Below are 25,228 nucleotides of genomic sequence, written 5' to 3'. Positions count from 1 at the left end.
AATGGACTGTACCAATTACTGATGACGATCAGTATATGGTAACAGAGACAGGTAGCGAGCGCGCTTGATAGCACGAGCGAGCTGACGCTGATATTTTGCACGAGTACCGGTGATACGGCTTGGTACAATTTTACCACTTTCAGTGATATAGTTTTTCAGCGTTGCGATATCTTTATAGTCGATCTCTTGAACGCCTTCCGCTGTGAAACGGCAGAACTTGCGACGACGGAAATAACGTGCCATATGGCTAGTCTCCAGAATCTATCAAATCAATCTGCTCGGCATGGAGGACTATTTTGCTAATTCCATTACGCCCTTGATGGGTACTAATGAAACCGCTAACTGTAATCCAACTGCCGACCGTTAAACTGTGAGTATGAGCTTGTAAGGTTTGTCCGCTAACAATAATGGGCATTCTGCACCATGCTTGCCTTGACAATCCCGCTTCCAGTTGTTGTGAACGATGTTCTAAAACAAACTGACAATGTGGAATGCCTGACGGACTCACTTTTCGAATCAATGCTTTACAGACTGTGCCTGTTAGCACCAAACGATTAGTGGACACCTGCGCAATTACTCTTCAGAATCCCCAGTTTCTTCTACTTCTTCATCCTGATATTCATCAGAAAGGTCACGGCCACGACGTTCGTCTTTAGCTTTAACCATTGGAGAAGCTTCTGTTACTGCGTGTTTTAAGCGCATAACCATGCTGCGGATAACGGCATCGTTGAAGCGGAAGTTAGTTTCCAGCTCATCAATCGCTTCCTGCGGTGCTTCTACGTTCAGCAGAACATAGTGAGCTTTGTGCAGTTTGTTGATTGGGTAAGCCAGTTGACGGCGGCCCCAGTCTTCCAGACGGTGAATCTGACCTTGTGCGTTAGTGATTACTGCACTGTAACGCTCGATCATGCCCGGAACCTGTTCGCTTTGGTCAGGATGGACCATAAAAACGATTTCGTAATGACGCATTAGTAGTTGCTCCTTACGGATTATTAGCCTCCTGTCTGGGTTAACCGCGGCCCGCGGAGGCAAGGAACTTGTTGAGTGCGGCTAAAAAATTGACGCGTAACTATACCCACCCCTGAGATAAAACTCAAGAGATGGATGCAGTTTTACACAAATATTATTTTTCACCTGAAACAGGTAAGCGCTGGCGTACGGCTTCAAACAAGCAAACCCCTGTCGCCACTGACACATTCAGAGAGGAGACTGAACCTGCCATCGGGATGCTGATTAATTCATCACAATGCTCGCGGGTTAAACGGCGCATGCCTTCACCTTCTGCGCCCATCACTAATGCGATAGAGCCTGTCAGTTTGCTTTGGTATAAATTATGGTCTGCTTCACCCGCCGTCCCCACAATCCATACGTTGTATTCTTGCAATAAGCGCAATGTCCTTGCTAGGTTCGTCACACGAATAAGAGGAACATTTTCTGCCGCACCGCAAGCTACTTTTTTTGCAGTTGCATTCAATTGCGCCGATTTGTCTTTCGGAACAATCACTGCATGCACACCTGCTGCATCTGCGCTACGCAAACAAGCCCCTAAATTGTGGGGATCCGTCACGCCATCAAGTACCAGTAAAAATGGTGACGGTGTGCTTTCTAATAAATCGGGCAAATCACCTTCTTGGTATTGCTTACCTGGTAATACTTTCGCAATGATCCCTTGGTGAACAGCACCTTCAGTTTGGCTATCCATCCACTGGCGATTCGCGACTTGGACAACAACGCCTAGTGCTTCAATTTCATGCACGATAGGCATCAATCGGCGATCTTCACGCCCTTTTAGGATATACACTTCTTTAATGCGTTGCGGAGAACGCTCAAGCAAGGCTTTCACTGCGTGAATACCGTAAATAATTTCGCTCATAACAGTCTTATGTTTTAATCTAAATGAGGAAAGTGGCGCAAACACGCCACTTTCGTTAATTAACAAAGCACTACGCTAGCAAAAATATTAGCCCTCTTGTTTTGAGGATTTCTTCGCAACGCGTTTTGCTTTTAGTTTTGCTGTAATTTTCTTAGTTTTATCGGAAGGTTTTTTTCCCTTTCCTTTCCCTTTTGCATCAGCTTGTGCTTCGCTTTTTTTCCCTTTTTTCTCAGAACGGCGAAATGCAGAATCAGGCTCGAAGTTTTTATCTTTGCTCCCTTGCGCTTTACGGCGAGCTGGCCGCGTAGCATTTTTTACTTCTTGCTTCATTTTATCCCGTGCAGTTTTGCCTGGGGCTTTCGCTTTACGAGTTGTTGAAATTAACGCGAAATCAATGGTGCGTTCATCCATATGCACCGCTTCCACACGAATTTCCACTTCATCACCAAGTCGATAGGTCGTGCCTGATGATTCACCAATTAAGCGCTGGCCGACAGCATCATAACGGTAGTAATCGTTATCAAGGGTAGAAATATGTACTAAACCGTCAATAAACAAGTCATTGAGGCGAACAAAGAAGCCAAAGCCTGTCACACTGGTAATTAACCCCGTGAAAATTTGACCAACTTGGTCTTGCATAAAGTCACACTTCAACCAATCAGCCACATCGCGCGTTGCTTCATCGGCACGACGCTCTGTCATCGAACAGTGTTCACCCAGTTGCAACATGCTGTCCATATCAGAGTGCCAGCCGCCTGTTTCTGTCCAGCGCTTATCTGAATGGCCATATTCTTTTGCCAACAAATATTTGATACCACGGTGCAACGTTAAGTCAGGATAACGACGAATTGGCGAGGTAAAGTGCGCATACGATTTCAGCCCTAGACCAAAGTGACCGCGGTTTTCAGGGTCATAAATCGCTTGTTTCATCGAACGCAAGATCATGGTTTGCAGCAATTCGTGATCAGGGCGCTCAGCCACTTCATTCATCACTTGTGCATAATCTTTTGGCTCTGGCTTCATACCACCAGGCAATGTGAGCCCTAACTCGCTAAATACTGAACGTAAATTCATTACGCTCTCTTCTTTTGGACGATCATGCACACGGTATAACGCAGGCTCTTCGTTTTTCTCCACAAATCTAGCCGCCGCAATGTTAGCTAAAATCATGCATTCTTCAATTAATTTGTGTGCATCATTTCGCTCGACAGGTTCAATACTTTCAATACGGCGCTCTGCATTAAAAATAAATTTCGCCTCTTCCGATTCAAAGGATATCGCCCCACGCTCAATTCGTGCCGCATCTAATGCTTTGTATAACTGATGTAAATGTTCAATATGTGGAACCAATGCTTTGTAATGTTCACGCAGTTCTTCATCACCTTCCAAGATTTTCCATACTTTTGTATAGGTCAACCTTGCATGGGAATTCATCACTGCTTCATAGAATTTATAGGAAGACAGCTTCCCTGAGGCCGATACCGTCATTTCGCACACCATACACAGGCGATCGACCCCTGGGTTCAATGAGCAAAGGCCATTAGAAAGAACTTCAGGCAACATCGGCACAACTTGAGATGGGAAATATACTGAGTTACCGCGGCTACGCGCCTCAGTATCTAACGATGTTTGCGGGCGCACATAATAGCTAACATCCGCAATTGCGACCCATAAACGCCAGCCACCGCCTTTTTTCGGCGCACAATGAACAGCATCATCAAAATCGCGAGCATCTTCACCATCGATAGTGACCAATGGTAAATCACGCAAATCCATACGCCCTTTTTTCGCAGACTCAGGCACATGTTCACTTAAATCAGCGACTTGTTTTTCAACTTGTGGCGGCCATGAATGGGGAATTTCGTGAGTACGCAGCGCGATTTCAACCGCCATACCCGTTCCCATTGTTTCCCCAAGCACTTCGATAATATTCCCGACTGCTTGAGAACGACGTTGTGGGCGAGTCACTAACTCAACAACCACCACGTTACCCATGCGAGCACCGCAAATACGGTCTTTCGGGATCAAGATATCAAAACTGAGACGACTATCATCTGGCACCACAAACCCCATGCCCGACTCAATAAAATAGCGGCCTACAATTTGGTTGTTTCTTGGCTCTAATACGCGAACCACGCGCACTTCAGTACGACCTTTACGGTCTTGCCCATATGGCTGTGCTAAAATCACATCGCCGTGCAGCGCACGTTTCATCTCATCTTGAGATAAATAATAATCTTCTTTTTTACCCTCAACACGCAGAAAGCCGTAGCCATCGCGATGGCCAATAACCTTTCCTTTTAATAAATCTAAACGCTCTGGCAATGCATAACATTGACGGCGTGTGAACACGAGTTGACCATCACGTTCCATTGCTCTTAAACGGCGGCGTAAAGCTTCTAATTCATCTTCCGTAGAAAGATTGAGTAACTGGGCGATTTCTTCGCGATTAGCTGGGGCAGTACGTTTCGAGATTAAGTCGAGGATGAATTCTCGGCTTGGAATTGGGGATTCGTATTTTTCTGCTTCTCTTTCCTGAAAAGGATCTTGTGACATCGTTACCTCCGTTGTCATCAGAATTCATAACTACTGCGAATATTAATCAAGCAGTAATTGATAGAGCGGGGTGTTATCTTTCACCATGTCCGCCAGCGTATATTGATCAAGTTCTTGTAAAAACTGCTGTATTGCTTGGTGTAGCACACCTTTTAAACGACACGCAGGTGTTATGTGGCAAAACTCACCACTACAATTAACAAGGGTTAGGGGTTCTAATGCTCTAACAACATCCCCTATACGAATTGATTCTGCTGGTTGCCCTAGTGTAATCCCGCCATTTTTGCCACGAGTGGCTTTTATATAACCTAAATGACTGAGCTGATTGATAATTTTAACCATATGATTACGTGAAACGCCATAAACGTCCGTCACCTCTGTAATACTGGTCATCTTCCCTTCACCCAGAGAAGCCAGATAAATAAGCGCTCGTAATCCATAGTCGGTAAAACTCGTCAGTTGCACAATCACCTCAAAATTTTGGCTTTTACTTATACGACCAAAATGAGTTGGTCGAAAATTTTCTCACGTATTTTAATTGCAAATAACCTAATTTGAACCTAAATCCCACTTGGTTATGCACAAAATATAGCATGCAAATAAATTATGTGTTCATAAATACAGTTTAGCGTATTACGTATCGCAAATATGCATCTAATTGCACAGAATCTGCACACAAAAGTAACTTAGTTCAATCATTATGGGGAATTTTGACTGTTTTATCAAAGAAGTTGCATCGCGGAGGGAGGTAAAGCAGTAAAAAAACTGCGCCTGTATTAGGCGCAGTCAATGTTATTACTCAACGTCAAACGGGTCACGCAGGATCATCGTTTCAGAACGATCTGGACCAGTTGAAATAATATCAACAGGAATACCCGTTAATTCTTCAACACGTTTGATGTAGTTCAACGCTGCTTGCGGCAGTAATTCTCTTTGCTTCACACCAAAAGTGGTTTCTTTCCAACCTGGCATGGATTCGTAAACTGGCTCTAAACCATCCCACTCATCCGCAGCTAAAGGCGTTGTTTCAAGCACTTTGCCATCTGGACGACGGTAGCCCACACAGATTTTCACTTCTTCTAAACCGTCTAAAACGTCCAGTTTAGTCATGCAGAAACCTGACAGTGAGTTGATTTGTACCGCGCGGTTGATTGCAACGATATCTAACCAACCAGTACGACGTTTACGACCCGTCGTTGCACCAAATTCTTGGCCTTTTTCACGCAGGAATTCGCCCACTTCGTCAAACAATTCGGTTGGGAATGGACCCGCACCAACACGTGTTGAGTAAGCTTTGATAATACCCAGTACGTAATTAACATAACGAGGGCCTAAACCAGAACCTGTTGCAACACCACCCGCGGTGGTATTTGAAGAGGTTACATACGGATAAGTACCGTGGTCAATGTCCAATAATGTGCCTTGTGCACCTTCAAACATCACAAATTCGTTGTTCTGGCTTGCTTTGTACAGCAGATCAGACACATCGATTACCATGCCTGTCAGGATATCGGCCACTGCCATGATATCATCCAGTGTTTTTTGATAATCAACAGCAGGTTCTTTATAGTAATTAACGAGTTGGAAGTTATGGTATTCGACGATTTCTTTTAATTTTTCTGCGAAAGTTGCTTTATCGAATAAGTCACCAACACGTAAGCCGCGACGAGCAACTTTATCTTCGTAAGCAGGACCAATACCACGACCCGTTGTTCCAATCGCTTTGGAACCACGTGCTTTTTCACGGGCGTTATCTAATGCAACATGATAAGGCAGGATCAGTGGGCATGCTTCTGAAAGACGTAAGCGTTCGCGAACTGGAACACCGCGGTCTTCCAATTCTTTCATCTCTTTCATTAATGCGTCAGGCGCAAGAACAACGCCATTAGCGATAATACTGATGACATTTTCACGAAGAATACCGGATGGAATTAAGTGGAGAACGGTTTTTTCACCGTTTACAACAAGCGTATGGCCAGCATTATGGCCGCCCTGATAGCGAACTACATATTTAGCGCGCTCTGTCAGCAAGTCGACGATCTTGCCCTTCCCTTCGTCACCCCATTGGGTGCCCAGTACGACAACGTTCTTACCCATTTCGAAATACACTCGGTTGCTTAAAAATGAATTCTACCATCAAAAATGAACTGTTCCAGTGATATTTTGGCATTACTAAAATTTTTTTCTGGAAAGCAAGTTAAATGGTATTTTTATTTCTGCCGTAAACCCAAAATGAATGTAACCAGTTGAGCAGCTTAAATTTTCCCTGAAAAATCCTATACTTAAAACGACAGGCGAAAAAAAGCCCACCGAAGCGGGCTTTTCTTTAATAGATTAACAGTTATTTTGCTAGGTTGCACGCAACTTAGTCTGATTATTTATTAATCTGTTGCACGAAGCTTAGTTGGTGCTTTCATGAAGCGGAAGAAGTCTGTGTCTGGGCTTAATACCATCACGTCTTCACCACTCTTGAAGCTTTGCTCGTAAGCACGCAAGCTACGAATAAACGCATAGAACTCTGGATCTTGGTTGAATGCATCAGCAAACAGTTTTGTTGCCATTGCATCGCCTTCACCTCGGTAGGTCAGCGCGGTACGCTCTGCTTCTGCCAGTGTTTCAGTTACAGTTTTATCTGCAACCGCACGGATCTTAGTCGCTTCTTCTTGACCTTGTGAACGGTGTTGACGTGCAACCGCTTCACGCTCTGCACGCATACGTGCATAGATAGCTTCAGAAACTTCGTTTGGCAGTTCGATACGTTTAATACGCACGTCGACAACTTCGATACCTAACGCCGCCATACTGTTTGCATTCACAACCAGTGGCTTCAAGTTAGTTTCTTGTTCTACACGTTTTGCGGCATCCGCAATCGCTGCATCTGCTTCTTTTGTCGCATCATCAATTGCCGTACCTTTGTTCAAGGCATCACGTACATCAACGGTTAAACGACCACGTGAATCAGTAATGATATCTTTAACGCTTAAACGACCAAACTCAGAACGTAAACGGTCACTAAATTTACGTTTTAACAGGGTTTCTGCTTGATATGGGTTACCACCGCCAGTTGCTACATAGTAGCGACTGAAATCAGTGACACGCCATTTCAGGTAGGAGTCCACCATTAAATCTTTGTTTTCGCTTGTCAAATAACGGTCAGCTTGGATTTCCAATGTCTGAATACGTGCATCTAACATTTTCACAGTTTCAATAAATGGCACTTTGAAATGCAAACCTGGCTCATAAATGATCGGTTTGTTTTCAGAATCACGCAGAACCTTACCAAAACGCAATACAATGCCGCGGTCAGTTTGAGGAACAATAAAGATAGATGCGTATGCAACTGCCAAGATGGCAATAACGATAACAATTAGCGATTTACGCATGATTATTGTCTCCCTACTCTAACAGCATCACCACGAACAGCGCTGTTTGGCTGTGCAGGCGTTGCAGCAGATGATGACGAATTAATGCTTGGCGTCGCCATTCTTGCTGACGGATTAACTTTTGATGTTGAAGCCGCATCTGAATTTGTACCACGCATGATTTGGTCAAGCGGCAGCACTAACATGCTGTTGCTCTTATCATTCGCAATAACTTTACGTGTATTACTTAACACACGCTCCATCGTATCGATGTAAAGACGCTCACGAGTGATTTCTGGTGCTGCACGGTATTCAGGTAGCATTTTCGCAAAGCTTGCGACCTCACCCTCTGCTTTGAAGACCACACTCGCTTTATACGCTTCGGCTTCTTCAATCAGGCGTTGTGCGTTACCTTTTGCCAGTGGAAGAACTTCATTTCGATAAGCGTGCGCTTCACGAATAGTTTTTTGTTCTTCTTCCCTTGCTGAGATTACGTCATCAAATGCTGCTTTAACATCTTCAGGTGGACGCGCTGCTTGGAAGTTGACATCCAGCAGTGTGATACCCATTTTGTATGGTGCAATTGTCGCTTCAAGCTCTTTTTGTGTCACATCACGGATAAAGGCTCGATTCGTAGTCAATACTTGCTCCATGGCAGATTGACCAATAACACCACGCACAGCACTGTCTAACGCCTGACGCAGACTGTTGTCTGGGTTAGTCACGCTAAATAAATATTGCGCAGGGTCAGTCACACGGTATTGAACGTTCATTTCAACGCGGATCACGTTTTCATCTGACGTCAACATCATGCCGTTAGTCGCTTGCTCACGTACAGTTTCTACGTTGACAGGCACGACTCTATCAATGAATGTTGGCTTCCAGTTCAAACCTGGCCCAACAACACCACTGTATTCACCAAAACGTAACACTACGCCACGGTCACTTTCTTTGATGGTGTAGAAGCCTGAACCTGCCCAGACAACTACAATAGCAGCAAGTGCTAACATCCCTAAACGACCACTGATTTGTGAAGGCTGTTTGTTATCGCCATCACCACCGTTGCCGCCTTTGTTCCCACCTAGCTTGCTACCTATTTTACGAAAGAGATCGTCGAGATCATAAGCCCCACGTTTTCGACCACCTTTGTTTCCGCCAGAGTTGCCGCCTTTATTGCCGCTTCCCCACGGATCGCGGTCTTGTCCGTCATTACCGGGCTGATTCCACGCCATGTTTTAGCTCCATTCTTTATGATTGATTTTCAGGGCTAAGAGCTCCGCTCAACACACTGGAAGTATGCCGAGTTTGTGTGTCTCTTAATATCAATTCCATTGCCTGGCTACGTTGTTAAACCACGTAGTCAGATAATTGCTGCTCTTGTTTACACAAACGTCGCCAATCCACCATTGGCATACGCACCTCAAGGCCGATTGAACCGTCATCTTCCAACCATTCACGTTCGATTGACTGGAGTTGATAAAAACGGCTACGCAAACGACCTTCGTTTGGTGGTAAACGCAATTCATAATGTGCGATTTCACCAGAAAGGCGTTCCGTCAATGCTTGTAACAGCAATGGGATACCTTCACCTGTTTGCGCCGAAACCCAGACACGAACAGGGTTGTTATCCTCATCTCTGTCAATACGCGGGACAAAATCTTCCAGCATATCAACTTTGTTCATCACTAAAAGTGCTGGTATTTCATCCGCTTCAATTTCTTCCAACACGCTTTCAACCGCATGGATATTTTCATCCAAGCGAGCATCTGCTGCATCGATAACGTGCAGCAGTAACGTTGCTTCACGAGTTTCTTGCAGGGTTGCTTTAAATGCGGCAACCAAATCATGTGGTAAGTGGCGAATAAAACCCACTGTATCTGCTAAAACGACAACACCGACATCTTCGACATTAATACGGCGAAGCGTTGGGTCAAGTGTCGCAAATAGCTGATCTGCAGCATAAACATCTGCAGACGTCATACGGTTAAATAAACTCGATTTACCCGCATTGGTATAACCCACGAGAGAAATTGTCGGAATATCCGCTTTACTTCTCGCTTGACGCCCTTGTTCACGCTGTTTTTCTACCCGGCTAAGCCGCGATAAAATCTGTTTGATTTTATCCCTTAATAACCGACGGTCTGTTTCAAGTTGAGTTTCACCAGGACCACGCAAACCAATCCCGCCTTTTTGGCGCTCAAGGTGTGTCCATCCTCTCACTAAGCGAGTGGATAAATGACGTAACTGTGCCAATTCAACTTGAAGTTTACCTTCATGCGTACGCGCCCGTTGAGCAAATATATCTAAAATTACCCCTGTACGGTCAACCACCTTACATTGGCAAATCCTTTCGAGATTACGTTCTTGAGCAGGGCTTAGCGTGTGATTAAACAACACCACATCTGCGCCACTTTCCTCAACGGCTTGGGCTATCTCTTCAGCTTTTCCTTCCCCAACAAAAAACTTTGGGTGAGGTGCCTTACGACTGCCTGTGACTATTTGTACTGGCTTTACCCCAGCAGACGTCACGAGTGACTCAAACTCTGCCAGATTATCAACGTCTTTTTCTTGGGAAAAAAAGACATGGACTAACACAGCAAGCTCACCGCCTTCATACCTATCAAACAAGGTGCAACCTCTTAGGCTAAACAATAATTGCAAAGGAAAACACAGGTACAGTCTCCCTACCCATGCTTTCCTTGTCTTTTAGCGTACAAACTTACTCAGTTACTTCGCCATCCTGCGATGCAGGTGCACCCGAATGGTAATTACCATTACCTGCGCTACCACCTGTTGTGCCACTGTGGTGAGAAACAGGACGTGCAGGGACAACAGTAGAGATAGCGTGCTTATAAACCATCTGGCTAACTGTGTTTTTCAATAAAATGACAAATTGATCAAAAGATTCAATTTGCCCCTGCAATTTGATGCCATTAACGAGATAAATAGAGACCGGAACCCTTTCACGACGTAATGCGTTCAGGAACGGATCTTGCAAAGATTGCCCCTTAGCCATTCTATGTTTTCCTTATTTTGTTGTTTTTAAAAGAGAATCTTTATGATTCCAAAAGTAACTACTCAAAAATTGCGCTTAACGTTCTAATTGTACACAAACATCAGTCCTATGCACGTACTACCTGCATAACTGTGTCAAGCGCCTGCTGAGGTTGCTCACTATCTAACCACTGAACATTATCCCAGCTTCTTAACCAGGTAATCTGGCGTTTTGCCAATTGGCGTGTTGCACAAATTCCCCGATAAACCATTTCATCATGGCTAATTTCGCCGTCCAAGTATGACCACATTTGCCGATAGCCCACACAACGAATGGCGGGAAGATCAACATGTAAATCACCTCGGTGGTAAAGAGCACGGACTTCCTCTTCAAAACCAGCGTCTATCATCAGATGAAAGCGTTGTTCTATGCGTTCATGTAAAATTTTACGATCTTGTGGCGCAATAGCAAACTGAAACACATTATAAGGCAATTCTTCCCCTGCTGTTTGTGTCATTTCAGTCAAAGTTTGTCCTGAAATGAGATATACCTCTAAAGCACGGGATAATCTTTGTGGATCATTAGGATGGATCCTAGCCGCAGCAACAGGGTCGACCTCCGCTAAACGGCGATGGATTTCACTCCATCCATGTTCTTGCGCTATCTGTTCTATTTGGGTGCGCACATTTGCATCAGCAGAAGGTAATGGTGAAAGTCCTTCTAACAATGCTTTGAAATACAACATAGTACCGCCAACAAGTAACGGTATTTTACCCTGAGCAGTAATCTCACTCATTACTTTTAATGCGTCACGACGAAAATCAGCAGCAGAATAAGGTAGAGCTGGATCGAGAATATCAATCAAACGATGAGGGGCTTGGCTGAGTTCCTCGGCTGTTGGCTTTGCTGTACCAATATCCATTCCACGGTAAATTAACGCCGAATCGACACTAATAATTTCCACAGGCAAATGCTTGCGAAGTTCTATCGCTAAAGCGGTTTTACCTGAAGCAGTCGGCCCCATAAGGAATATTGCATCAGGTTTTTTCTGAGTTACTAAATCACTCATTTGTTAGTGTAGCTACCACGGATTGTAAATTAATTAATTGTAATAATGTTGGCGGGGGATTTTTTACCCACTGCGGACAAATCCGCTCAACATCAGCCAGCAACTGAACAGCCTGTGCTAAACTCCAACTTTCTTCTGTTTTCACCTGTGAAACCGCTTTGGCTAGCCATTGTGCGATATCTTGTTGTGTGATGCTTTCTTTTGTCGATAAAAAACCGATCAAATCTGAAAAAAGTTGCGATAAATTTTGTGTTCTTAATGGTAACGATACCGTATGAATTGTTACTTTTCCATGAAATATCGTGGCTTCGATACCAAATATTGCCAATTGTTCCTTGTACCGCTGTAAAACCTCTATTTCATCGTTTTTAAGTGACAATTTTAGCGGTATCAAAAGAGGTTGTGGCTTGAGGTTTTCACCCTCTGGCGACAATTGCGCTAATTTCAATAAATAATTAGCTTCCGTTAAGGATAACAGGATTAGTCCCAACGAAGACTCAATTAATGCAAAGTTTTTTGAGTAAATTGTCAATACTTTACCAAAAAGGTAGTTATCCGCATTTTTTGCTACAGGTTGTGAAGAAACTTGAGACGTATCCACAGGTTGGCGCTCAGGAAAAAGCGGTTTTTTCTCCGTTTCAGGAACTGGAATTGACATCAAGCTTTGGTAAAGGTCTCCCGCTTTTTTATCGTAGTTAGTGCCGTAGTTTTTCTGCTCTACATTCCCGACGAATTGTGATGCGGATTTGGGCAGGGAAGAACTTGATGTCGCCGTGGTTGCAGGCTTATAAGCGACCTGCGGTTCACGAGCGGTTCTCTCAGCCTGTGGCAATGATTCGGTATAATTTGGTTTCGAAGTTGGTGTTGGGGAAGAAAAATAATTCCCTCCTGCTGAAGACCGGTTTTCGAGCTCAGCATGTACTGGCTCTATTCCTGGTAATTCACTTATTGATGCCGCTTCAAGGAGTACTGTACGTACGGCTTGATAAATAAAATCATGTACTAACCGCGCTTGGTGAAAACGTACCTCATGTTTCGCTGGATGGACGTTTACATCCACTTGTTTCGGATCAATGGTTAAATACAAGACATAAGCGGGCTGTTGATTGTCTTCTAAATAGCCTTCAAATGCTTGGCGGATAGCATGGTTAATTAACCGGTCGCGCATCATCCGTCCATTCACATAGCAATACTGAGTTTCACTCACAGGAGTATTCGATGGGGAAACCACCCAGCCTTTAATTGCCAGGTCGCTGTGCTCCCAAGATAACGCTAATGCGCCTTGCATAAAGCCGGTACCGCAAATAGTCCCAAGCCGCCTTTCTTGCTGCACTTCATCATGGGCAGCACGGTACTGTTTCACCAGTTTTCCGTTATGAGTCAAATTAATAGACACATCAGGACGCGATAATGCAATGCGGCGAACCACTTCATCAATATGGCCAAATTCGGTTTTTTCAGTGCGCATAAATTTGCGCCTTGCAGGGGTATTATAAAAGAGATCGAGGACTTCAACCGTCGTACCATTAGGATGCGCTGCAGGCTTTACTGTGACTTCCATATCCCGCCCTTCAGCGTAAGACTGCCACGCTTCGGTTTGTTCCGCGGGTTTTGACGTCAACGTTAATCGTGAAACAGAGCTGATGCTCGCTAATGCTTCACCGCGAAAGCCCATACTCATAATGGCTTCAAGGTCATCGAGCGTCGCAATTTTACTGGTCGCATGGCGCGCAAGGGCGAGGATTAATTCATCTTTGTTAATCCCACAGCCATTATCACGAATACGGATCAGTTTCTCTCCACCACGCTCAATATCAATATCAATGCGTGTTGCCTTGGCATCAAGACTGTTCTCAACCAGCTCTTTTACGACAGATGCAGGCCTTTCGACCACCTCACCCGCCGCAATTTGGTTCGCTAATTGAGGAGAGAGAATATGTATTGCCATCGCTCAATTCCTTATTTAGGTGCAGCTTGAATCGGATTCGCAAGGAAATATTGGCGCAATCCTAAGTGAATGGCCTCAGCCACTGCATCTTGGAATTCATTGGATTTGAGCAGTTGCTCTTCCGCTGCATTACTGATGAAGCCTGTTTCAACCAAGATTGACGGAATATCGGGAGAACGCAGAACCCCAAGGCTGGCATGCTCTGGCGTTTTTTTATGGATATTACCCACTTTTCTCAATTGCTGAATAACTTGAACAGCGACATCATAGCCCACGCGCTGAGAGTGGCCGAACTGCAAATCCAATACTGCTTGGCTTAAATACGGATCTGCACCACTGAGCGCATCCCCTGCACCGCCTAATAATTCAGATTGTTTTTCACGTTGTTCTAACCAGCTACCTAACTCACTATTTGCACGACGATTTGATAATACCCAAACAGAGGCACCTCGTGCGCTGCTGTTAGGTGCTGAGTCCGCATGGATGGATACCAACATGTTCGCGCCTTTTTTACGAGCAACATCGGAACGTCCACTAACAGAAATAAAGTAGTCGCCATCACGCGTCATAGCGGGTTTGAACATAGGGTCAGCTTCAAGACGCTGATAGAGTTTTTTCGCAACACTCAGAGTCACATCTTTCTCTTTATAACCATTTTTCCCAATCGCGCCAGGATCTTTACCACCATGCCCTGCATCAATAGCGATCACCACCTGTTTGCTGCCTTTAGGCATATTTTTGTATTTTACAGGGGCAGGCGTTGAAACAGGCGCTGGATTATTCATTTTTAACGGTTTGTCCTGCGTGTTATTGACCACAGGAGCAACATTATTATTGGTGCGATTAAATGACGTTGAACTGGTTGAGTTACCTGTTGAAATCGTCAGAACTAATTGATATTCGCCACCCACTTGCTTTAAAACAGCTTTGGTTTTTGCGACGCGGGATAGCTCCATCACCAGACGTTTATGTTGGTTATCAGAAGGTTGGCTTGAACGCACCACTTTTACCAAATCCCCTGCAGGCACTTTTAGGGGCAAGCCAAGGATTTCACCTCGTTGCTTTACATCAACAACCAGTCGCTCAGGTGAATGCAAGGGAAAATAAGAGTAATCAGGCTTACCGTCAATAAAGCTTAGTGTGACCTCAGCTTGTGATGGGCTATTATTCACTTGAATATTAGACAGTGTTGCGGCTTGTGCTTGCATAGCAAAAAGCCATGCGAATGAAAGCATAAAAAGGACAAAAGCCGCCAAAAAACCCTTTCTTGTTATTCTGTGCATTGATGCATTCAACATGAGCAATAAGTTCCTTAGAATTGGGGTAATGCTTCTAACAACGACTCCCCATTTGCAGACAAAGCAACGATGTGAGCCTGACGCCCCTCATCTTGATATGTGAGATGGAGCTCAAGATCCGCTTCAGGTAAAAAACCTTTACCTTGTTGCGGCCATTCAACCAAGCAGATCGAGTTTTCAGAAAAATAGTCACGAATACCCATAAATTCAAGTTCTTCAGGATCTGCTAGACGATAGAGATCAAAGTGAAAAACATAACGATCCGCTAATTCATAAGGTTCAACCAGTGTGTAAGTTGGACTTTTTACATGGCCTTGATGACCCAAAGCTTGTAAGAAACCACGACTAAACGTGGTTTTTCCCGCACCGAGATCACCATACAGGTGAATTACCACACCTTGATGGCAAGCACCTGCAATTGCGCGACCAAGCGCAACAGTTTGCGCTTCATCAGCAAGTTGTATTCTACGTTCTTTCATAGTGTTCTTTTGTGGCATTATTGATGGGCTGTGTCGCCAAATTATTGTCTAATGACTGTTATCTGTATCCGAGAGGAAGCCTGTTTCAGTTCTTCCAAATACCATTGACTATATTAACCTAAGCGCCGTCATTTTTCTTAATTAACATTGCTGAAACTATCAGATCAGAAATATCTTATAATAGATCTGAACACCGAAAGGCACTCTTTTCATCAATTTTGAGAAAAAATCGCTTCCATGGTAGAGTGCCAGCCGTTTTATTTTACTGTGACAGGATCTGATGGCAGCATTTCTCGATCTCAACCTTCTCGCTCAACTTATCAAACAATGGGGCATTGAAGCAGGCTTCCAACAGGTGGGGATCTGCGATACTGACCTGTCCGCGGAAGAACCCAAACTGCAGGCATGGCTCGACAAGCAATACCACGGTGAAATGGAATGGATGAACCGCCACGGAATGATGCGGGCACGTCCCCATGAGCTCCATCCTGGCACTTTACGGGCCATCAGTGTTCGCATGAACTATTTGCCCGCCAAAGCGGCGTTTGCCAGCACACTGAATAACCCTGAGCTCGGGTATGTTAGCCGCTACGCCCTTGGTCGCGACTATCATAAGCTATTAAAAAAACGCTTAAAAGCCCTTGCAGATCGTATTTTAGCTTACTGCCGTGAATTTGATGGGGCGCTCCTTGCGGATGGTACAACCGTTGAGGATCTTAATTTTCGTCCATTTGTTGACTCTGCGCCAATCTTAGAGCGGCCTCTTGCCGTTAAAGCTGGCCTAGGGTGGACTGGAAAGCACTCATTGGTATTAAATCGTGAAGCAGGCTCGTGGTTTTTCCTTGGAGAACTGCTGATCAACCTACCTGTTCCTGTCGATAAACCCATTGAAGATGACTGCGGCCGCTGCGTTGCCTGTATGACAACCTGCCCAACAGGCGCCATTGTTGAGCCTTATACTGTTGATGCAAGACGCTGTATTTCCTATTTAACAATTGAACTTGATAGCGCGATACCTGAAGAGTTTCGCCCATTAATGGGTAACCGAATTTATGGCTGTGATGACTGCCAATTAATTTGCCCATGGAACCGTTTCTCCCAACTCACTGACGAAGAAGATTTTAGCCCAAGGCAAGCGCTGCATACGCCAGAGCTTCTTGAATTATTTGCGTGGGATGAAGACAGGTTTTTGAAGGTAACGGAAGGCTCTGCAATCCGCCGTATTGGCTATATTAAATGGTTAAGAAACATCAGTGTTGCACTGGGCAATGCGCCTTATCAAGATAGTATTGTGCTTGCATTAAAAAATAGGTTGGGGATCAATGAAATGTTAGACGAGCACTTTCATTGGTCTATACAACAACAGCTTAGCCGACGTCTTGAGAACCAAGTGACAATTCAAACTTCACAACAAAAACGCCTTGTACGGGCGATTACTAAAGGTTTACCTCGCGACGCCTAAAAAAAGGCCTGCTATATAACTGAAATCTATAATTGTCAAATCGATGTGAATAAAATAAAAAATCGCTTTGCAGACAATAGGTAAAGAATTTGCAAGTTGTGCTTAGCACATTTTCAAAAAATAAATTCATCGACTATAAATCAATGAGTTACAGATAAGAGTTCTGATTATCTTTACCTGACAGTAAGAAAAGAATAGTGAAGTTAGCCTGTGGATAACTCTGTGCAATAAGTTATTTCAAATTGGCATATAGATGGGTCGCAACTCAACAAGCTGTGGATAACTTTTTGATGCTGAATTGTGAAGAAAAATGCTGATTTTACGTTAACTACTCGAAAAAAGTTGCCAAAAAACTAGGTTAAAACGAAAATTTGCCTGAGTTAAATAAAAAACACATTTTTGTTTATTATTTAAACTTTTACCTTAAGGACATAAATACCTTTAGAATGCCCTATTACTGAGGGGTGGCTATTCTATGGTGACCCGAAGTTGAATGCAAGCAAAAATCCAAATTAGATCCAAGAAAGATCGGCGAAGGCGTGTGGATCCTAGCTTAGCAAGGGTACCAACAATAAAATTACGTACAAAAAACCGTTAGATGAAATTAGTAATTCCACTTAATGCTTTAATACTAAAATATCATTTGGATTAAAATTATAAAGAAAAAACTGAGACGATATAAACAAGAGATTGGAGCGGGAAACGAGACTCGAACTCGCGACCCCGACCTTGGCAAGGTCGTGCTCTACCAACTGAGCTATTCCCGCATTTGGTGGGTACTGCAATTTTACTAAAACACTAAGAAAGTTTGGAGCGGGAAACGAGACTCGAACTCGCGACCCCGACCTTGGCAAGGTCGTGCTCTACCAACTGAGCTATTCCCGCATCACGAAAATAGTGCTTTAGCTAAAACATCAAGAAAGCTTGGAGCGGGAAACGAGACTCGAACTCGCGACCCCGACCTTGGCAAGGTCGTGCTCTACCAACTGAGCTATTCCCGCATACATTTCTGGATGTTTTCCGCGCCGATATTATTACAAAAACTTCATCGGTACGGGGAGCGCATTATACGAAAAATTCAGAGACTAGCAAGTCTTTGCACTCAAAATTTTTATTTTTTTGTTCGTTTGTCGACAAAATAGTCATAATGGTGATTTTATCAACACACGTTGTAAAAACCTGATTTCAATACATTAACATTGGTAACTTTTAAAATTTAGATGGGGTATACAATAACAATTAACGGCTTACTTAGCCCAATCCTCCAACCTTAGGCCATCAACCCTCTCAAACTCTCTGGTATTATTTGTGACCACAATCAAACCTTTACTTCTTGCATGTGCAGCAATATGCAAGTCATTTTCACCAATTCGCCGACCTTGCCTTTCAAGAGATGCTCTTATATCACCATAATGCAAAGCGGCTAAATCATCGTAAGGTAAAACCATTAACCGAGAAACAAAATCACTCACTACCGAAAGATTTTTGGCGGGATTCATGCTTTTTTCCGCCCCAAAAACAAGCTCAGCTAACGTTATACTTGATATCGCTAGCTGGCTTGCATACTGATTAAACTTAGGTAATAAGGATTCTGGACGGCGCTTTATCGTAAAAATAACAATATTTGTATCGAGTAAATATTTAATCATCAAACGATTCTCTTTGTGTTGGAACCTGCTCTGCTCGTGATGATAAGAAGTCATCGGTTATTGCAGGTTCAGACAAAAAGAAGCTATCCCATGAATTTTGAACGGGTGTAATTATTCGTTCTTTGCCTTTCGCTCTGACAATGACATCCTTCACATCATCAGGAAAACGTAATTCAGCGGGTAAGCGAACATTTTGGGTACGATTACTCATAAAAACTTTACCATGCTGGATCATATGAGCCTCCTCAACCAATGCAATATAGCATAAGTATATAGCAGCCTTGTTATTGTTGCAATATTGAGTAAAAAAGGTAAATTTTCAATTTTTTGTATTAAAAAAAGCCGCCTCAAGGGCGGCATCTTCATTAATTCAATATTTAATCTTTAATAAAGGTCTCTCGATAATAAGCCAGCTCAGCGACTGATTCACGAATATCATCAAGCGCTTGGTGGGTATTTTTCTTCGAAAAACCCGTTAAAATTTCAGGCTTCCAACGACGAGCAAGTTCTTTCAATGTGCTCACATCTAAATAACGATAATGAAAATAACTTTCTAATTCAGGCATATAATTAAATAAGAAGCGTCTATCTTGCCCAACGCTGTTACCACAAATTGGCGATGCACCTTTAGGCACCCATTTCTCAAGGAACTCAATCGTGGCTAGTTCTGCTTCGCGTTCGCTTACTGTGCTTTTACGTACACGTTCAACTAAACCGCTTCCTGTATGCGTATTCACATTCCATTCGTCCATCAGAGCCAGTTGCTCATCTGTCTGATGAACTGCAATCACAGGGCCTTCTGCTAAAATATTAAGATGGCTATCTGTTACAATGGTCGCAATTTCAATAATGCGATCACGAACGGGATCGAGGCCAGTCATTTCTAAATCGATCCAAATTAAATTATTCTCATTCTTTTGCATGATATACCCTAACTGCATTCTGTGAAGTTAAGGTATGATAGCACTCTTCATGCCTTAATGCGTGAGTGATATTCCAACGACAGCCAATAGTGAAGAGAGGACAGGTGGCTAAACAGAAACTTTCGAAAGGCCAACAGCGCCGAGTTCAAGAAAATCATCAAAAAAGACTGAAAAAACAAAAAACAGTTGAAATCGATGATAGCCAATTAGGTGAAGCACAAGAAGGCTTAGTCATTAGCCGCTTTGGGCAACATGCTGATATTGAAGCGAACGACGGCACCATTCAACGCTGTAATTTGCGCAGAACTATTTCATCCCTCGTCACAGGGGATAACGTGGTGTGGCGCCCTGCGTTGAATACACAAACTGAGATCAAGGTTAATGGCATTGTCGAAGCTGTTCATGAGCGCCACTCTGTACTTACTCGCCCTGATTATTACGATGGTTTGAAACCAATCGCTGCAAACATCGACCAAATTGTCGTTGTTTCTGCAATTTTGCCAGAACTTTCGCTCAATATTATCGACCGCTATCTTGTCGCCTGCGAAACAATTGGCATTCAACCGATTATCGTCCTCAACAAAGTTGACCTACTTGATGACGAAAACCGTGAGTGGGTGAGCGACTTGATGACAATTTACAGCGAAATTGGCTACCAAGTGTTAGAAGTCTCCAGCCATACTAATGAAGGAATGGAAGCACTTACTAACGCGCTAGCAGGGAAAGTTTCAGTATTTGTGGGTCAATCAGGTGTCGGTAAGTCCAGCTTACTCAATGCATTGCTCCCGCATAACGAAGAAACCATTTTAGTTAACGATGTTTCAGATAACTCAGGTCTGGGGCAACATACCACAACGACTGCCCGCTTATACCACTTCCCACTCGGTGGCGATGTGATTGACTCCCCTGGCGTTCGTGAATTTGGTTTGTGGCACTTAACCACGGAACAAGTGACGAAAGGATTTGTCGAATTTAAAGATTACCTTGGCGGTTGTAAATTCCGTGACTGTAAACATTTAGATGACCCAGGTTGTTTGTTACGTGAAGCCGTAGAAACAAACAAAATTGCAGAATCGCGCTTTGAAAATTACCATCGCATCTTAGAAAGCATGGAACAAGTGAAGCCGCGCGGCAATTTCACTGGAAAAGAGAAATAAAGTTAGTAAGTACTTACAATTTTATTACTCAATTCTTTGCTCTAATTGACGCTAATTTGCGCTAAATAGTTCAAGCTATCGCTGGGTAATCGCCCCTAACGCGACAGTTTGAAATACAACGAGTAAACTGTGTACAATAGCGGCCTTTTCGCTAACATACCTTTAAAAATCAGAGGTTAACGTGCTAGACAAAATTAAAATTCGCTTGCAATATATGCTTCCAAAACAATGCCTTACTGAATTTGCAGGCTGGTTTGCAAGTCGCAACGCCGGGTTTATGACGCAATGGGCAATTAAACTATTTGCTAAAGCCTATAAAGTGAATATGAATGAAGCGCAAAAAAGCGAACTCACCGCATACGCAACCTTTAATGACTTCTTTATTCGTCTACTCAAAGAAGACGCTCGCCCAATTGTTGAAAAAGACAACCAACTGGCACAGCCAGCTGATGGCGCAGTGAGCCAATTAGGTTCTATCCATGATGACCAAATTTTTCAAGCAAAAGGCCATAACTATACCGTTGAAGCCTTACTGGCAGGTCAACACCAATTAGCAGAGCGTTTTCGTGGCGGTGAATTTATTACCACTTATCTTTCGCCAAGTGACTATCATCGCGTCCACATGCCTTGCGATGGCTTACTTAAAGAGATGATTTATGTTCCAGGTGATTTATTCTCTGTAAATCCATTAACGGCACAAAACGTCCCAAACCTGTTTGCCCGTAATGAGCGCTTAATTTGTGTCTTTGATACCCCTGTTGGTCTGATGGTGCAAATTTTAGTCGGTGCCACTATTGTCGGTAGCATTGAAACGGTTTGGAGTGGTTGTGTAAATACCTGCCGTGAAGGCGTAATCAAACGTTGGGTTTACCCTGAATTAAATTCTGAAGGCGCTGTTTTCCTGAAAAAAGGGGAAGAAATGGGCCTGTTTAAGTTAGGTTCTACCGTCATTAACTTGTTTGAACCAAACAAAGTGACCTTTAATTCATCACTCATCCCAGGCTATGCAACACGCATGGGTGAATTACTCGCCGAGACGGTTTCGGTTGAGACTCATAACGAATCTGTCGGCGTTTAATTTACGGTTATGTCCTTGAAGGAGCTCCTCACTGTGCGTTTGATTATCAGTTTTGTACTTAGCTTGTTAATCGCTTTTTCTTCTGTTGCGGCGCCCATAGCATCGCAGGATGAAGCACAGATTAAACAGGAGCTCAAACAACTTGAATCGAGTACCAACCCAAAAGACGCGGAAATTGCGCAAGCATTGCAAGGTGCGCTCAATTGGATGAGCGAAACCCGCGATTCCGATGCCAAAGTAAAGTCTTACCAAGAAGCCATTGATAACTTCCCTAAAATTATCAAAGAAATACGCCAAAAATTACTTAATGAAAACGATGAACCTGCCCCTATCCCTGTTGGAATTAGCTTAAGTGAACTTGAGCAACGCATTATCCAACTAAGTAGCCAATTACTAGATCAAAGCCGTTTAACACAGCAGGAACAAGATAAAGGCCGTGAAATCAGTGAATCATTGAGCATTTTGCCTCAACAATTGTCTGAAGCAAGGCGCTTACTCACGGAAGCAACATCCCGCTTCCAGTCGTTAAGTACTGCATCAACACCTTTAGCTGATGCCCAATATACCTTGGCTCAAGCCGAAGTAAGTGCTCGCAAATCTACAGTAAACGAACTGGAAATGGCGCAGCTTTCCGCCAATAACCGCCAAGAAATTTCACGCCTGACGTTGGAGCTGTATAAAAAACGCTATCAACGCATGGAACTTGAGCTACAAAACCTACGTGACTTCCAGAATACTCAGCGCCAGCAAAAAGCAATTTTGGCGCTAGAACACACGGAAATGTTGGCTGCTCAAGGAGAGCTGACCCCCTTCTTAAAAGAAGAATTAGATATTAACCGCAAGATGTCTCAGGAGCTGACTCAGCAAGCTCAACGTATGAGTGCGATTAATACCAGTCAAACCGAAATGTCCACCAGCATTCGCGATGCACGCCAAGCGCTGACAACAATCCGTGAGCAAGCTCAGTGGATCAGCAGTTCAAGTACCCTTGGTGAAGCTCTAAGAACGCAATTATCTCGCTTGCCAGATATTCCCAAAAGCCAACAGCTAGACCGCGAAATGGCAGATTTACGTGTTCAGCGCTTAAATTACGAAGATGCCCTTGATAGATTAGGTAAAATTGATACCACCGAGCAAGAAACTGAACATGCCCTCAACCCAGCGCAAGTTCAAGTATATCAATCGCTGATCAAAACTCGCCGAGAGCTCCTTACCTCATTGATTTCAGGCCTTGATGCCGAAATGTTGGAACTGACGAAGCTCAATGTGGCTACAGGGCAGCTCACTGATGCGCTTAAAGAAGTCAAAGATGCCTCAAACCGCTATCTATTCTGGGTGGCTGATGTCCCCCCTATTAATATTAAATATCCAGTCTTATTAGTTACTGATATTACACAGTTGCTATCACTGGATACGCTTTCCCAAGTCGCTGGTGCACTAAATGTGATGCTCACCACGCAAGATACCTTTTTGTATCTTTTGGGTTCTATCATTTTGGTTATCTTCAGCGTAAGTACACGCAAGCATTATCAAGCCTTTCTTGATCGCTCTAGTTTACGTATCGGTAAAGTGACGCAAGACCGCTTTTATTTGACTATCAGAACTATCTTTTGGTCAATTATCGTGGCTCTGCCATTACCCATGATGTGGTCTGCTATTGGTTATGGGCTACAGAGCGCATGGCAATATCCGATGGCAGCCGCCATTGGTTATGGTGTCAGCGCGACCACACCGCTATTATGGCTATTTATGATCAGTGAAACGTTCTCTCGTCCAACAGGTTTATTTATTGCGCATTTTGGCTGGGATAAAGACGCGGTAAAACGGGCGATGCGTTATTACCGTATGGCGATATTTGTCATTGTTCCATTGGTTATGTCAATTATTACCTTCGAACACTATAGCGACCGCGAGTTCGCTGCCAGTGTCGGCCGTTTCTGCTTTATTTTCCTCTGTATCGCTTTAAGCTTAATCACCAATAACTTACGCCGTTCTCAGATCCCACTCTATTTGGATAGGCACAGTTCAGGGGATAATGTTGTTAATAAAGGCCTATGGTGGATGATCTTGCTTGCCCCAATTGTGGCGGCATTTTTCTCTATCCTCGGCTATTTCTCCACATCACAAGCGTTACTTGCTCGCTTAGAAACCTCTGTAGCGATTTGGTTTGTGATTTTAATTGTCTATCACACCATTCGCCGTTGGATGTCGATGCAGCGCCGTAAACTGGCCTTTGAACGTGCGAAACAGCGCCGTGCTGAAATCCTCGCACAACGAGCAAAAGGGGAAGACGATAATGCGCAATCAAGCGGCAGTAGCGAAGGGAATATTGATATCGAGGAACAGGTTATCGACCTTGATACTATTAGTACCCAATCTGTTGGCCTAGTGCGCTCAATTTTAACCATGATAGCCTTGGTTTCCTTAATTTGGCTATGGTCTGAATTGCATACGGCGTTTTCTTTCCTTGAAAATATTCGCCTCTGGGATGTGACCTCTACTGTCAACGGTGTGGACACCGTGCAGCCGATTACGATGGGATCCATTTTTATTGCGATTTTAACGATTATTGTCACCGCACAGTTGGTAAGAAACCTGCCTGCATTGCTTGAATTAGCCGTATTACAGCATTTGGACTTAACACCAGGTACTGGCTACGCCATTAGCACACTGACGAAATACACCATTACGATCATTGGCACGATTGTTGGTTTCTCAATGTTAGGGATCGAATGGTCAAAACTGCAATGGTTAGTTGCTGCGATGGGGGTTGGGCTTGGTTTTGGTTTACAAGAGATCTTCGCCAATATTATTTCAGGTTTGATGATCCTATTCGAAAAGCCTATCCGTATTGGCGATACCGTTACAATCCGCAACTTAACGGGCAGCATTACCAAGATCAACACCCGTGCGACGACCTTAACGGACTGGGATAGAAAAGAAATCATCGTGCCAAATAAAGCCTTTATCACTGAGCAGTTTATCAACTGGTCGCTCTCCGACACCGTCACTCGTATCGTGATGACTATTCCTGCGCCATCTGATGCAAATAGCGAACTAGTCACCAATACAATTTTGCGTGCGGCAAAACGCTCCACAATGATCTTAGACAACCCAGCCCCTGAGGTTTATTTGGTTGATTTGCAACAAGGTATTCAAATATTTGAATTGCGGGTGTATGCAGCAGAAATGGGGCACCGTTTACCCGCTCGCCATGAAATTCATCAAAATATCTTGGCCTCCTTCGCAGAACAAGGCATTACCTTGCCGTTTCCACCATTCCAAGCAAGGGTGGATGTACGCGATAACTCGCTGCAAAGTGCAACTAACAACCTTTCTGCGCGTAATCCTTCACGTAAATCTGGTGAGCTGTAAACCG

Annotated in this window: 22 protein-coding genes and 3 tRNA genes; 4 read left to right on the top strand and 21 right to left on the bottom strand. The window is 43.8% G+C overall.

Features of this window, described 5'->3' with window-relative positions:
* Positions 1-15: 15 nt before the first annotated feature.
* The 15 genes from rpsR to tsaE all read right to left on the bottom strand — a co-directional run bounded on the left by rpsR (position 16) and on the right by tsaE (position 15,580).
* Entirely contained in the window at positions 16-243 is a 228-nt protein-coding gene (rpsR, locus tag PSF27_RS16425; protein ID WP_000135199.1) for a 30S ribosomal protein S18, read from the bottom strand.
* Between the two features lie 4 nt (positions 244-247).
* Positions 248-565, bottom strand: coding sequence for a primosomal replication protein N (gene priB, locus PSF27_RS16420; protein ID WP_206083171.1), 318 nt, complete (start codon positions 563-565; stop codon positions 248-250).
* 8 nt (positions 566-573) lie between these two features.
* Positions 574-969: a 30S ribosomal protein S6 gene (rpsF, locus tag PSF27_RS16415; RefSeq protein ID WP_206083778.1), complete on the bottom strand. Its 396-nt coding sequence runs from the start codon at positions 967-969 to the stop codon at positions 574-576.
* A gap of 154 nt (positions 970-1,123) precedes the next feature.
* Positions 1,124-1,873, bottom strand: a complete 750-nt coding sequence (gene rlmB / locus PSF27_RS16410; protein WP_206083169.1) for a 23S rRNA (guanosine(2251)-2'-O)-methyltransferase RlmB — start codon at positions 1,871-1,873, stop codon at positions 1,124-1,126.
* A gap of 87 nt (positions 1,874-1,960) precedes the next feature.
* Positions 1,961-4,429 (bottom strand): ribonuclease R, encoded by a 2,469-nt coding sequence (rnr, locus tag PSF27_RS16405; protein WP_206083167.1) that lies wholly within the window; start codon positions 4,427-4,429, stop codon positions 1,961-1,963.
* 42 nt (positions 4,430-4,471) lie between these two features.
* Positions 4,472-4,894 (bottom strand): nitric oxide-sensing transcriptional repressor NsrR, encoded by a 423-nt coding sequence (gene nsrR / locus PSF27_RS16400; RefSeq protein ID WP_206083165.1) that lies wholly within the window; start codon positions 4,892-4,894, stop codon positions 4,472-4,474.
* Between the two features lie 330 nt (positions 4,895-5,224).
* Positions 5,225-6,526 (bottom strand): adenylosuccinate synthase, encoded by a 1,302-nt coding sequence (locus tag PSF27_RS16395; protein WP_206083163.1) that lies wholly within the window; start codon positions 6,524-6,526, stop codon positions 5,225-5,227.
* Between the two features lie 284 nt (positions 6,527-6,810).
* Positions 6,811-7,812: a protease modulator HflC gene (gene hflC, locus PSF27_RS16390; protein ID WP_206083161.1), complete on the bottom strand. Its 1,002-nt coding sequence runs from the start codon at positions 7,810-7,812 to the stop codon at positions 6,811-6,813.
* A 2-nt stretch (positions 7,813-7,814) separates the two neighbouring features.
* The gene (gene hflK, locus PSF27_RS16385) at positions 7,815-9,023 is read right to left on the bottom strand and encodes an FtsH protease activity modulator HflK (RefSeq protein ID WP_047756188.1); all 1,209 of its coding nucleotides are present in this window, start codon (positions 9,021-9,023) and stop codon (positions 7,815-7,817) included.
* A 115-nt stretch (positions 9,024-9,138) separates the two neighbouring features.
* Complete coding sequence (gene hflX, locus PSF27_RS16380; RefSeq protein WP_206083159.1) at positions 9,139-10,419, bottom strand: ribosome rescue GTPase HflX; 1,281 nt, start codon at positions 10,417-10,419, stop codon at positions 9,139-9,141.
* A 91-nt stretch (positions 10,420-10,510) separates the two neighbouring features.
* Positions 10,511-10,807, bottom strand: coding sequence for an RNA chaperone Hfq (gene hfq, locus PSF27_RS16375; protein WP_206083158.1), 297 nt, complete (start codon positions 10,805-10,807; stop codon positions 10,511-10,513).
* A 106-nt stretch (positions 10,808-10,913) separates the two neighbouring features.
* Positions 10,914-11,855 carry a tRNA (adenosine(37)-N6)-dimethylallyltransferase MiaA gene (miaA, locus tag PSF27_RS16370; RefSeq protein ID WP_206083157.1) on the bottom strand — a complete coding sequence of 314 codons (942 nt, stop codon included), beginning with the start codon at positions 11,853-11,855 and terminating at the stop codon, positions 10,914-10,916.
* Complete coding sequence (mutL, locus tag PSF27_RS16365; protein WP_272573905.1) at positions 11,848-13,803, bottom strand: DNA mismatch repair endonuclease MutL; 1,956 nt, start codon at positions 13,801-13,803, stop codon at positions 11,848-11,850. Before mutL ends, miaA begins: the two co-directional genes overlap by 8 nt.
* Before the next feature lie 11 nt (positions 13,804-13,814).
* The gene (amiB, locus tag PSF27_RS16360) at positions 13,815-15,101 is read right to left on the bottom strand and encodes an N-acetylmuramoyl-L-alanine amidase AmiB (RefSeq protein ID WP_272681885.1); all 1,287 of its coding nucleotides are present in this window, start codon (positions 15,099-15,101) and stop codon (positions 13,815-13,817) included.
* Between the two features lie 14 nt (positions 15,102-15,115).
* Positions 15,116-15,580, bottom strand: a complete 465-nt coding sequence (gene tsaE, locus PSF27_RS16355; protein WP_206083153.1) for a tRNA (adenosine(37)-N6)-threonylcarbamoyltransferase complex ATPase subunit type 1 TsaE — start codon at positions 15,578-15,580, stop codon at positions 15,116-15,118.
* A gap of 280 nt (positions 15,581-15,860) precedes the next feature.
* Between tsaE and queG the strand changes: the two genes are divergently transcribed.
* On the top strand, positions 15,861-17,042 hold the full coding sequence (queG, locus tag PSF27_RS16350; protein ID WP_272681884.1) for a tRNA epoxyqueuosine(34) reductase QueG: 1,182 nt from the start codon (positions 15,861-15,863) through the stop codon (positions 17,040-17,042).
* Between the two features lie 691 nt (positions 17,043-17,733).
* Here the strand turns inward: queG and PSF27_RS16345 are convergent.
* From PSF27_RS16345 to orn, 6 genes are all read right to left on the bottom strand, one after another.
* Positions 17,734-17,809, bottom strand: a tRNA-Gly gene (locus PSF27_RS16345).
* Between the two features lie 42 nt (positions 17,810-17,851).
* Positions 17,852-17,927 (bottom strand) — tRNA-Gly (locus tag PSF27_RS16340).
* Between the two features lie 40 nt (positions 17,928-17,967).
* A tRNA-Gly gene (locus PSF27_RS16335) sits at positions 17,968-18,043 on the bottom strand.
* Between the two features lie 246 nt (positions 18,044-18,289).
* Entirely contained in the window at positions 18,290-18,691 is a 402-nt protein-coding gene (gene vapC, locus PSF27_RS16330; RefSeq protein WP_272681883.1) for a type II toxin-antitoxin system tRNA(fMet)-specific endonuclease VapC, read from the bottom strand.
* Positions 18,684-18,926 (bottom strand): type II toxin-antitoxin system VapB family antitoxin, encoded by a 243-nt coding sequence (gene vapB / locus PSF27_RS16325; RefSeq protein WP_225820598.1) that lies wholly within the window; start codon positions 18,924-18,926, stop codon positions 18,684-18,686. The genes vapC and vapB overlap by 8 nt, the downstream gene beginning before the upstream one ends.
* 142 nt (positions 18,927-19,068) lie before the next feature.
* Complete coding sequence (gene orn, locus PSF27_RS16320) at positions 19,069-19,614, bottom strand: oligoribonuclease (RefSeq protein ID WP_272681882.1); 546 nt, start codon at positions 19,612-19,614, stop codon at positions 19,069-19,071.
* A 104-nt stretch (positions 19,615-19,718) separates the two neighbouring features.
* On the opposite strand from orn, the gene rsgA reads away from it, so the two are divergent.
* From rsgA to mscM, 3 genes are all read left to right on the top strand, one after another.
* Complete coding sequence (gene rsgA / locus PSF27_RS16315; RefSeq protein ID WP_206083148.1) at positions 19,719-20,771, top strand: small ribosomal subunit biogenesis GTPase RsgA; 1,053 nt, start codon at positions 19,719-19,721, stop codon at positions 20,769-20,771.
* 181 nt (positions 20,772-20,952) lie between these two features.
* Positions 20,953-21,849, top strand: a complete 897-nt coding sequence (gene asd / locus PSF27_RS16310; RefSeq protein ID WP_206083146.1) for an archaetidylserine decarboxylase — start codon at positions 20,953-20,955, stop codon at positions 21,847-21,849.
* Between the two features lie 33 nt (positions 21,850-21,882).
* Positions 21,883-25,224 (top strand): miniconductance mechanosensitive channel MscM, encoded by a 3,342-nt coding sequence (gene mscM / locus PSF27_RS16305; protein ID WP_206083144.1) that lies wholly within the window; start codon positions 21,883-21,885, stop codon positions 25,222-25,224.
* Positions 25,225-25,228: the final 4 nt, after the last annotated feature.

This window comes from Providencia sp. PROV129, assembly GCF_028482245.1.
Classification (GTDB): Bacteria; Pseudomonadota; Gammaproteobacteria; order Enterobacterales; family Enterobacteriaceae; genus Providencia; species Providencia vermicola.
This window is presented reverse-complemented; position numbering and strand designations above follow the sequence as displayed.

What these genes read in the sequence shown, in the direction of transcription:
- hflC (WP_206083161.1), bottom strand. Translation starts at nt 7,812, where the DNA reads ATGCGTAAATCGCTAATTGTTATCGTTATTGCCATCTTGGCAGTTGCA.
- rpsF (WP_206083778.1), bottom strand. Translation starts at nt 969, where the DNA reads ATGCGTCATTACGAAATCGTTTTTATGGTCCATCCTGACCAAAGCGAA.
- hfq (WP_206083158.1), bottom strand. Translation starts at nt 10,807, where the DNA reads ATGGCTAAGGGGCAATCTTTGCAAGATCCGTTCCTGAACGCATTACGT.
- vapB (WP_225820598.1), bottom strand. Translation starts at nt 18,926, where the DNA reads ATGATCCAGCATGGTAAAGTTTTTATGAGTAATCGTACCCAAAATGTT.
- PSF27_RS16395 (WP_206083163.1), bottom strand. Translation starts at nt 6,526, where the DNA reads ATGGGTAAGAACGTTGTCGTACTGGGCACCCAATGGGGTGACGAAGGG.
- amiB (WP_272681885.1), bottom strand. Translation starts at nt 15,101, where the DNA reads ATGTTGAATGCATCAATGCACAGAATAACAAGAAAGGGTTTTTTGGCG.
- vapC (WP_272681883.1), bottom strand. Translation starts at nt 18,691, where the DNA reads ATGATTAAATATTTACTCGATACAAATATTGTTATTTTTACGATAAAG.
- miaA (WP_206083157.1), bottom strand. Translation starts at nt 11,855, where the DNA reads ATGAGTGATTTAGTAACTCAGAAAAAACCTGATGCAATATTCCTTATG.
- tsaE (WP_206083153.1), bottom strand. Translation starts at nt 15,580, where the DNA reads ATGAAAGAACGTAGAATACAACTTGCTGATGAAGCGCAAACTGTTGCG.
- orn (WP_272681882.1), bottom strand. Translation starts at nt 19,614, where the DNA reads ATGCAAAAGAATGAGAATAATTTAATTTGGATCGATTTAGAAATGACT.
- hflK (WP_047756188.1), bottom strand. Translation starts at nt 9,023, where the DNA reads ATGGCGTGGAATCAGCCCGGTAATGACGGACAAGACCGCGATCCGTGG.
- rnr (WP_206083167.1), bottom strand. Translation starts at nt 4,429, where the DNA reads ATGTCACAAGATCCTTTTCAGGAAAGAGAAGCAGAAAAATACGAATCC.
- mutL (WP_272573905.1), bottom strand. Translation starts at nt 13,803, where the DNA reads ATGGCAATACATATTCTCTCTCCTCAATTAGCGAACCAAATTGCGGCG.
- rpsR (WP_000135199.1), bottom strand. Translation starts at nt 243, where the DNA reads ATGGCACGTTATTTCCGTCGTCGCAAGTTCTGCCGTTTCACAGCGGAA.
- rlmB (WP_206083169.1), bottom strand. Translation starts at nt 1,873, where the DNA reads ATGAGCGAAATTATTTACGGTATTCACGCAGTGAAAGCCTTGCTTGAG.
- queG (WP_272681884.1), top strand. Translation starts at nt 15,861, where the DNA reads ATGGCAGCATTTCTCGATCTCAACCTTCTCGCTCAACTTATCAAACAA.